At 32.2% G+C, this 1,225-nt stretch carries 2 protein-coding genes; both read left to right on the forward strand.

Annotated features, from left to right (window positions below; translation table 11 throughout):
* Nucleotides 1–334 (forward strand): transposase (locus tag J1D01_RS17385; protein ID WP_421151774.1); only part of this gene is annotated, 334 nt, incomplete at its 5' end.
* Between the two features lie 35 nt (nucleotides 335–369).
* Nucleotides 370–1,185 carry an IS3 family transposase gene (locus J1D01_RS17390; protein ID WP_421151775.1) on the forward strand — a complete coding sequence of 272 codons (816 nt, stop codon included), beginning with the start codon at nucleotides 370–372 and terminating at the stop codon, nucleotides 1,183–1,185.
* Nucleotides 1,186–1,225 lie beyond the last annotated feature (40 nt).

The raw sequence follows: 1,225 nt of genomic DNA on the forward strand, positions 1-1,225 counted from the left end.
ACCTTTCAAACTCAAAATTTTAGACGAACTTACAACAGGAAAATTAAACAAGTATCAATTAGGTAAGGCTTATGGAATTAATCCAACCACAATCAACGAATGGATTAAAAAGTACAACCGTAAAGACCTTATGAATACTAGAATAACTGTGAAAACTAAAGACGAAATAACACGCATTAAAGAACTTCAAAAAGAGATTGAACAACTAAAAAAATTGTTATTAAAGAAGGACTTAGATGCCATGATTCAAGATTCATATCTGGAAGTAGCTGCTGAAGACCTTGGTTACAAATCTGTAGCTGAACTAAAAAAAAAGCTAAATATAGAGCGTTAGTTAAATCTAAAAAGAAAACCAAAGGATTTGCGTCTTTGACCACTGTTTGTATAGCTTTCGGACTTAAACGTGATGCTTATTACAAGTATAAATATAGAGCGGACAAACGTTTAAAAATGGAACAACAAATCATTCAAATTGTTAACCAAAAACGCAAATCCCTGCCTAGAGAAGGTGTACGAAAACTCAAAATATCGTTGAAAAATGATTTTGATAAAGCCAAAATCAAAGTTGGCAGAGACACCCTGTTTAACATCCTTAGAAAACACAATATGCTTATAACCAGAAAGAAACCTAGCTACAGAACCACAAACTCTTTGCATAGGTTTTATAAACATAAAAACATCATTAAAGATGTGCTTGTTAATAGACCTAATCAGGTTTGGGTTTCTGATATTACATACATCAGAACTATAAAAGGGTTTTGCTACTTGGCTCTTATTACTGATATGTATTCTAGAAAAATTATAGGTTACGACCTTAGTGATAGTCTTGAACTTAGTGGCTGTGTAAGAGCCCTTAAAAAGGCTTTATACAAAGCTAAAAACACAGAGAAACTAATACATCACTCGGATAGAGGTATACAATATTGTAGCAATCAATACACCCAAATTTTAAAGAGAAACAACATCAAAATTAGTATGACAGAAGAAAACCATTGCTATGAAAATGCCATTGCTGAACGCCTAAACGGTATCCTTAAAGACGAGTTTTATCTTGACCAGACCTTTACTGATGTGGCTCACGCCAAAATAGCAACAAAAAATGCAATTAATCTATACAACCAAATAAGATTACATGTATCTTTAGATTATAAAACTCCAAATATGGTATATTTAAAAACAGCGTAAATCAATTATTAACCTGTAGCCGTATTTCAGGACTAGACAT

The sequence above is a fragment of the Seonamhaeicola sp. NFXS20 genome, assembly GCF_049132085.1.
GTDB lineage: Bacteria > Bacteroidota > Bacteroidia > Flavobacteriales > Flavobacteriaceae > Seonamhaeicola.